The 7221-nt window shown below is 68.6% G+C and carries 7 protein-coding genes; 3 read left to right on the top strand and 4 right to left on the bottom strand.

Annotated elements, in window-relative coordinates; all coding sequences use genetic code 11:
* Positions 1 to 113: 113 nt before the first annotated feature.
* Positions 114 to 542: a hypothetical protein gene (locus ACIRGA_RS37750; protein WP_400951075.1), complete on the bottom strand. Its 429-nt coding sequence runs from the start codon at positions 540 to 542 to the stop codon at positions 114 to 116.
* 238 nt (positions 543 to 780) lie between these two features.
* Positions 781 to 1956 carry an RNA polymerase sigma factor ShbA gene (gene shbA / locus ACIRGA_RS37745; RefSeq protein ID WP_400951084.1) on the bottom strand — a complete coding sequence of 392 codons (1176 nt, stop codon included), beginning with the start codon at positions 1954 to 1956 and terminating at the stop codon, positions 781 to 783.
* Between the two features lie 178 nt (positions 1957 to 2134).
* On the opposite strand from shbA, the gene ACIRGA_RS37740 reads away from it, so the two are divergent.
* Entirely contained in the window at positions 2135 to 2386 is a 252-nt protein-coding gene (locus tag ACIRGA_RS37740; protein ID WP_400951072.1) for a WhiB family transcriptional regulator, read from the top strand.
* 108 nt (positions 2387 to 2494) lie between these two features.
* Here the strand turns inward: ACIRGA_RS37740 and ACIRGA_RS37735 are convergent, their stop codons facing one another.
* Positions 2495 to 4063, bottom strand: coding sequence for an MDR family MFS transporter (locus ACIRGA_RS37735; protein WP_400951070.1), 1569 nt, complete (start codon positions 4061 to 4063; stop codon positions 2495 to 2497).
* Positions 4064 to 4100: 37 nt separating this feature from the next.
* Positions 4101 to 4727, bottom strand: a complete 627-nt coding sequence (locus ACIRGA_RS37730) for a TetR/AcrR family transcriptional regulator (RefSeq protein WP_400951067.1) — start codon at positions 4725 to 4727, stop codon at positions 4101 to 4103.
* Positions 4728 to 4827: 100 nt separating this feature from the next.
* On the opposite strand from ACIRGA_RS37730, the gene ACIRGA_RS37725 reads away from it, so the two are divergent.
* Entirely contained in the window at positions 4828 to 5571 is a 744-nt protein-coding gene (locus tag ACIRGA_RS37725) for an SDR family NAD(P)-dependent oxidoreductase (protein WP_400951064.1), read from the top strand.
* 174 nt (positions 5572 to 5745) lie between these two features.
* Positions 5746 to 6942, top strand: a complete 1197-nt coding sequence (locus ACIRGA_RS37720; RefSeq protein WP_400951082.1) for an LCP family protein — start codon at positions 5746 to 5748, stop codon at positions 6940 to 6942.
* The last annotated feature ends 279 nt before the right edge of the window (positions 6943 to 7221 follow it).

Raw genomic sequence — 7221 nt, 5'->3', positions numbered from 1 at the left:
CGGGGGCGGGGCGGGGGGGGCGGCCGCTCCCCGCCCCGGGGGGGCCGCCCCCGCGCCCGGGGGTGGGGGTGGGGGGGGGGGGGGGGGCGCGGGGCGCCCCCCCCACCACACGTTCAGTTGCCGAGCGAGCCGATGTTCTCGTTCGCGTGCGCGACGCCGTACTCCTGGGCGCTGGCTTCCTTGATGAGCTTGCCGTCGACCTCGATGGTGACCTTGATGGCACCCTTGCCGTTGCCCTGCGCCAGGATGCTCACCATCTGCAGCGCCTCGCCCGACGGCAGCTTGATCGTCTTCTCCCACGGGAGCTTGACGTTGGCTTCTTGGTTGCTGGTGGTCATTCCGTCGGTCGTGTAGGTGATGTTGCCCGCTTTGGCGCCGCCGGTCCCGGTCACCCGGTAGACCACGGTGTGCTCGGTGGCCTGCTGTTTGGCGGGCTGTTCCGGCGCGGAGGTGTCCGCGTCGTTGCCCAGCGGGACGCCGGGCGCGGAAATCGGCGCCGTCGGAAGCGAGTTCGCCGCGTCCACGACGGCCTTGCTGAACACGATCGTCCACAGAATGCAGACGACCAGTCCGGCCGCGGAAAGGATGATGCCGGTCAGCGCGAGGCCTTTGTTGGTCGCGACGCCGCTTTTCGCGCGGGAGAAACCGATTCCGGCGAGAATGAGTCCGACGATGACGAGCGGCCAGGCGATGACGCCGATGATCGGGATCGGGGATCGGCGTGACGTATTCCCGTGTTACGTTACGAAAACGGCGTAACGATCGGGTATCCGTGAGCCTTCAGCCGTCGGTGAGAATCTTCCGTAATCGCGTCAAAGCCCGGTGCTGCGCCACTCGTACGGCACCGGCCGTCGACCCGACCACGCCGGCGGTCTCCTCCGCGGACAAGCCCACGACGATCCGCAACACGACGATCTCCCGCTGCTTGTCCGGCAGGATCCGCAGCAGTTCGCCCATCCGGTCGCTCAATTCGTTGTGCAGCGCCTGGTGTTCCGGGCCCACGGAAGCCGAGATGCCGTCGGGGACTTCGGCAACGGGTTCGGTGCGGTTACGGGCGGCGGCACGCCGGGCGTCCGCGACCTTGTGCTGGGCGATGCCGTAGACGAAGGCGAGGAACGGCCGCCCTCGTTCGCGATACGTGGGCAGGGCGCGGAGGATCGCCACGCAGACCTCCTGCGCGACGTCGTCAGCCGAGGCGTACGTCCGTTCCTGTCTGCCGATCCGCGACCGGCAGTACCGGATCACGAGCGGGCGGACGGTGGTCAGCAGATGGTCCAGCGCCCGCCGGTCGCCCTTCCCGGCCGCCGCGACGGGTTCGTCGAGGGTGTACCACTGCGACGGCGTCACCTGTTCGGGTTCCGACTCCGCCGGGGTTCCGGGCGCCACCAAGGCGAGTTCCCGGACCATCGCGCGGTTCTTGATCCGGGCGAGGGTGTCTACGGCGTCGAGTCCCATCCGCAACGCGTCGAGGAAGACGCCGTTGGCGCTGTCCAACCGGTCGACGAACCCGGGATCGTGCTCCGCCAACCGGCCACGCGCGTGGCGCAATGTCGACCGGACCGCCTCGTCCGAGATCCCGAGCACCCCGGCGATCTCCCGCGACGAGTAGCCGTCCAGCGCCCAAGCGATGCCTAGTTGCTGGCGTTTCGGCAGCCTGCCCAGCATCGTCAGGACGGATGACGCCTCGTCGGCGAGAGCGGTGAGTTTGTCCTCCCGGCCCGCGTCGGCGAAGGCCCAGTCCGCCCGGACCGCGGTCTGCTCCTTCGCCCGCCGATGCCCGACGCGGCGGACCCAGGTTTTCGGATGGGTGATGCCCTGCCAGCCCTCGTAGGCGTTGAGCATGGCCTCCGCGGCCGCGTCGCGCGCCGGGTCCAGCGCGAAGCCCGCCTTGCACAGGAAGCCGGTGAGCAGCGGAAATTCGGCGTGGAAGAACTCGTCGAACCCGTCGTGGCCCATCACCCGCACTCACCGCTCTCAGCCGCCTGACGCGAAAGCCCTCACAGGACAGGTGCAGTGAGCGGGCCGCTGAGTGTAACGATTCGGTCAAGGTGATGTTTGCGCCGCGTGCGCGGCCGGATACCCGGAAGTCGTTTGACGAGGAAGGGAAAATCGGAGAAAAGGAGGTGATAGGAAAATGGAAATGAGGATGGCGGGCGCCCTCGGTGAGGCCGCTTGCCGTGGTGAGGATCCCGAACTGTTCTTCCCGGTCACCGAAACCGGTCCCGGCGCACGGCAGGCGGCCAGGGCGAAGGCCGTCTGCGCGCGCTGCCCGGTCGTTTCGGCCTGCCTGGCCTACGCCGTGGACAACGGGTTGGCCCACGGCGTTTTCGGCGGGCTGACCGGCAGTGAACGGCGCCACCTGATTCGCGTCGGCAATGCCGCCTGAAGCTGCGTGAAACCACTCGATATCGCGTTCATCGAATTTCCCCGTGTTCTTCGTGCGCGCGAAAAAAGGGGCCCGGTTCCGCGGAACCGGGCCCCTCGCTCGTGGCGGTCAGGCGGCGGCGGTCTCCTCGGCCAGCCGCTCGTTGCCCGACTGGGTCTTGAGCGGCTTGTGCTTGAGGAAGGCGACGGCGACGATGACCAGCAGCGCGATCGGCGCGCTGATCAGGAACAGCTCGCTGGTCGCTTCCCCGTAGGCCTCGCGGACGACGTTCGCGACCGGTTCGGGCAGCGTGGCGATGTTCGGCACCGCGCCGCCTTCGCCGCCACCGGGCAGCGGCCCGAGCTTCTCGCTCATCAGCGCGAGGACCCGGTTCGCGAGCACCGCGCCCAGGGCGCTCACCCCGATCGAGCCGCCGAGGCTGCGGAAGAACGACAGCGTCGAGGTCGCCGTGCCGAGGTCGTGCGCGTCGACGTCGTTCTGCGACACCAGCACGAGGTTCTGCATCAGCATGCCGACACCGACGCCGAGCAGCACCATGTACGCGCCGAGGACGACGATGTTCGTCTTCGCGTCGATGGTGCCCAGCAGCGCCAGCCCCGCTGTCATCAGCGTCGCGCCGAGCAGCAGGTGGCTCTTCCACCTGCCGGTGCGGCTGATCAGCTGGCCCGACACCGTGGACGACACGAGGATGCCGAAGATCATCGGCAGGCTCAGCAGTCCGGCGACGGTCGGCGACTTGCCGAGCGACAGCTGGAAGTACTGCGACAGGAACACCGTCCCGCCGAACATCGCGACACCGACGAGGAAGCTCGCGAGGGTGGTCAGGGCGACCGTGTGGTTACGGAACAGGGTCAGCGGCAGGATCGGCTCGGCCACCTTCGACTCGACGTAGACGGCGAGGGCGAGGATGACCACGCCGGCGGTCACCAGGCCGACCGTCCACCACGAGCCCCACGCGAACTGGTGCCCGGCCAGCGAGGACCAGACCAGCAGCGTCGAGACACCGGCCATGATCAGGAACGCGCCGAGGTAGTCGACCTTCACGTCACGCCGGATCGTCGGCAGGTTCAGGGTGCGCTGCAGCAACAGGATCGCCGCGATGGCGAACGGGACCCCGAGGAAGAAGCACCAGCGCCAGCCGAGCCACGACGTGTCCACCATGACCCCGCCGATCAGCGGGCCCGCGATGGTCCCGACGGCGAACACGGCACCGAAGATCCCCGAGTACTTCCCGAGTTCACGCGGCGAGACGATGGCCGCCATGATCACCTGCGCGAGCGCGGTGAGCCCGCCCGCGCCGATGCCCTGCGCGACCCGGCTGCCGATCAGGAGCTCGATGTTGCCGGCGAACCCGGCGACCAGCGAGCCGACCACGAACAGCCCGAGTGAGAGCTGGATCAGCAGCTTCTTGTTGTACAGATCGGAAAGCTTGCCCCAGAGCGGCACCGTCGCGGTCATCGCCAGCAGTTCGGTGGTGACCACCCAGGTGTAGGAGGCCTGCGAACCGCCGAGCTCGGAGACGATACGCGGCAACGCGTTCGCGACCACCGTCGAGGCGAGGATGGCGACGAACATGCCCATCATCAGCCCCGACATCGCTTCGAGGACCTGCTTGCGGCCCATCGAGCCCGCCGCCGGGGCCTCCGGTTCTCGTGGTTCGGTCATGGATGCGGACATGGTGGTCCCCCTTCGTGTTCCTGTGGTGCCGGGCGCGTCAGCGCGCGCGGCCGCCGGGCTCCAGGAGCCCGGCGAGAAGCATTTCGACGGCGTCGTCCAGCAGATCGAGCGCGGACACCCGGCCGTCGTGCTGGTACCAGAGCATCAGCACGGCGTTGACCGCGCCGCCGAGCGCGGACAGCAGCAGCGCCGGGTACAGCTCGGCCTTCGGATCCACGCCGGTGCGGCGCGCGATCGCTTCGATCATCGGCGCGATGGTGTCGTGGTTCATGGCCACCGCGCGCGAGTGCAGAGTGGCGTTCTCCTGAATGGCCTTCATCCGGCCGAGCCACTCTTCGCGGTTCTCGTCGACTTGGGCGAAGTCTTCCTTCAGTGCGTCGACGAAAGCGCGTGGAGTGCTGACTTCCTTCGGCGCGGCAAGGAACTTGTCGATGGTGCGCTGGGTCCGCTCGGCGCTGTCGGCGTGCGCGATGACCACAGCGTCCTCTTTGGACGCGAAGTAGTTGAAGAACGTGCGCGGTGAAACCCCCGCCGCCGCGCTGATGTCCTCGACCGTCACCTGGTCCAGACCGCGTTCGGCGACGAGCCGGACGGCGGTGGTCGCCAGCGCGCGGTGGGTTTCCAGCCGCTTGCGCTCGCGGAGACCTTTGACGGGTTCGGGCATGGGCACCACGATACGCCCAAAGATGCAGATACTGCAAAATTGCAGTTTGTGAAGCGTGCCACTGCCCGGCGGCGCCGGACCGCCTGGCAGACTGCGGCGGGTGAACGGAACGGTGCTGGTACTGGGCGGACGCAGCGAGATCGGCCTCGCGGTCGCGGAACGGCTCGCCAAGGGCGGGGCGCGCCGGATCGTGCTGGCCGCGCGACGGAGCGCGGACCTCGGCACGGAGTCGGAGCGGCTGCTGGCCGCCGGGGCGGAGACCGTCGACGCCGTCGAGTTCGACGCCGACGACCTCGCCGGGCACGGTCCGTTCCTGGAGAAGGTCGTCGCGGAACACGGGCCGCTCGACGTCGTCGTCACCGCTTTCGGGATCCTCGGCGACCAAGCGCGCGCCGAAGCCGACGCCGGGCACGCCGTCGCGATCGTCCACACCGACTATGTGGCTCATGTGAGTGTGCTGACGCATGTGGCCAATGTGCTTCGTGAGCAAGGAAACGGAAGCCTCGTGGTCTTCTCGTCGGTCGCCGGGGTGCGGGTCCGGCGGGCGAACTACGTCTACGGATCGGCGAAGGCGGGCCTCGACGGCTTCGCGAGCGGACTGGCCGACGCCCTGCACGGCACCGGTGTGCGTCTGCTGCTCGTCCGGCCCGGCTTCGTGATCGGCCGGATGACCGAGGGCATGTCGCCGGCGCCGTTCTCCAGCACTCCCGATCAGGTCGCCGACGCGACGGTCGCCGCGCTCCGGAAGCGCCGAGGGACGGTGTGGGTGCCGGGACTCCTGAGGCCGATGTTCGCGGTGATGCGCGTGGTGCCACGCGCGATCTGGCGCCGTATGCCGCGCTAGGGAGCGCTGCGCGATCGATCCGGCACGCGGTGTCGCGATCGGCTGTCTGCTTGATCACTTCGGATGGTCCGAACGGGCTTTAAGACCCGGTTATGACACGTTTCTCAGGTAATTCCCAGCTAACGCGGTGATCCTCGAATGCGGGGGATCATTCACGGAAGCGGGGAGAAGGTCGTGCTGCTCACGTCGCGAGGACGGCGGATCGGCGGCCGCGTCGCACTGGGCCTGGTGTCGACGGCCGTACTGGGGGTCACGGGTTTCGCGTGGACCCAGTTGAGCCGTTTGGACGGTGCGATCGTCACGGCCGACGTGATCGCCCCCTCCGCGCAGGTGCCCGAAGGTCCGGCCGGTGAACCGCTGAAGGTGGCACAGAACATCCTGCTCGTCGGCATCGACTCCCGGACCGACACCAACGGGAACCCGTTGCCGCAGAACGTCCTCGACGCGTTGCACGCCGGAAGCGGCGACGACGGCGGCGACACGACCGACACCATGATCGTGGTCCACATCCCGGCGGGCGGCGCGGGCGCGACGGCCATCTCCATCCCGCGCGATTCCTATGTGGACATCGCGGGCGGCTTCGGCAAGCACAAGATCAACTCGGCGTACAGCCGCGGCAAGAACGCCGCGATGAACACGCTGCGCGCCCAGGGTTTGTCCGGCCCGCAGCTCGAGGTCAAGGCCAACGAGGCGGGCGCCAAACTCACGATCCAGACGATCGAGCAGTTCACCGGCCTGTCCATCAACCACTACGCCGCCGTCAACCTGGCAGGCTTCTCCGCGCTGAGCGAGGCCGTCGGCGGTGTCGAGGTGTGCCTCAACGCGCCCGTGCAGGACAAGTTCTCCGGTGCGTTGTTCCCGGCGGGCAAGCAGCTGCTGTCCGGGCCGCAGGCGCTCGCTTTCGTGCGGCAGCGGCACGGCCTGCCCAGCGACCTGGACCGCATCGCGCGGCAGCAGGCGTTCCTGTCGAGCATGGCGAAGACCGTCCTCGACGCCGGGACCTTCACCGATCCCACCCGGCTGAGCGATCTGATCGGCGCGATCCAGGGTTCGGTCGTGCTCGACCGCGGCTGGGACGTGCTCAACTTCGCGCAGCAGCTGCGGGGGATGAGCTCGGGGGCGCTGAAGTTCCAGACGATCCCGGTGCAGAGCCTGTCCCTGCCGACGCCTTCCGACGGTGACGCGGTGAAGGTGGATCCGGCCGAGGTGAAGGCGTTCGTGAAGTCCGCGCTGAATTCGACGAGTGTCGCCGCGGTGGGGGAGCCGACCGGCGGGATCGGGATCAGGCCGGTGGCGGCCACTTCTTCGATCGCCGCGCCGCCTTCGTCCACGTCTTCCGCGCCGCCCGCGATGGCCGGCTGCGTGAACTGAGCGGTCAGGTTTCAGGCGCGATCTTGCCGCTGGTTGCTTATGCGACGAGGGCATGTCAGTGCGGTGGGCGTCCGTGAAGAAAGCGGGTTGTCGAGCCGAGGCCTTCGCCGCGAGGTGCGGGCACTGAGGGGTTGCCGTCCTTGGGGCTCGCACGGTCCGTCCGCTGCGTCGCAGTTGCCGCCATCAGGTATGCCGGGCGGCAACGATCGGGAAGTCGCCTTGTCTGACCTGCGGGCATGACGAGGGGCCCGTCGCCTGGGTGGCTGGCGGGCTCCTCGG

It is taken from the genome of Amycolatopsis sp. NPDC102389, assembly GCF_044765885.1.
Taxonomy (GTDB): domain Bacteria; phylum Actinomycetota; class Actinomycetes; order Mycobacteriales; family Pseudonocardiaceae; genus Amycolatopsis.
This window is presented reverse-complemented; position numbering and strand designations above follow the sequence as displayed.

Coding starts and splice junctions, on each gene's coding strand:
- shbA (WP_400951084.1), bottom strand. CDS start 1,956: ATGGGCCACGACGGGTTCGACGAGTTCTTCCACGCCGAATTTCCGCTG.
- ACIRGA_RS37730 (WP_400951067.1), bottom strand. CDS start 4,727: ATGCCCGAACCCGTCAAAGGTCTCCGCGAGCGCAAGCGGCTGGAAACC.
- ACIRGA_RS37740 (WP_400951072.1), top strand. CDS start 2,135: ATGGAAATGAGGATGGCGGGCGCCCTCGGTGAGGCCGCTTGCCGTGGT.
- ACIRGA_RS37735 (WP_400951070.1), bottom strand. CDS start 4,063: ATGTCCGCATCCATGACCGAACCACGAGAACCGGAGGCCCCGGCGGCG.